Source organism: Dietzia massiliensis (assembly GCF_018390595.1).
GTDB classification, from domain to species: Bacteria; Actinomycetota; Actinomycetes; order Mycobacteriales; family Mycobacteriaceae; genus Dietzia; species Dietzia massiliensis.
In genome coordinates, this window is the sequence record NZ_JAHBAV010000259.1 from 1 (window position 1) to 401 (window position 401).

Annotated in this window: 1 pseudogene; it reads right to left on the reverse strand. The window is 63.1% G+C overall.

The features are described from left to right. Positions 1-401 (reverse strand): annotated as a pseudogene (locus KHA85_RS20510) (hypothetical protein); the annotation flags it as partial.

The window sequence follows — 401 nt, forward strand, 5'->3', positions numbered from 1 at the left end:
TCACGTTGCCGTCGAGGATCGGATAGTGTTGGCCCAGCGCCAACGACAGCACCGCGCCGGCGGTAGAGCGGCCGACGCCCGGTAAATCGGCGATTTCTGCGAAGGTTGTCGGGAACTCGCCGCCGTGCTGTGCGACAATGGTCTGCGCCGCCTTGTGCAGGTTGCGGGCGCGGGCGTAATAGCCGAGGCCGGTCCACAGATGCAGCACTTCGTCCAGCGGGGCCTCCGCCAGCGCGCGCACGTTGGGAAAACGGGCCATAAAGCGCTGAAAATAAGGAATGACGGTGGCAACCTGGGTCTGTTGCAACATCACCTCGGAGAGCCATACTTGATAGGCGGTTTTCTCCAGCTGCCACGGCAGGGTCTTGCGGCCGTAGCGCTGATACCAGTCAAGCACCACC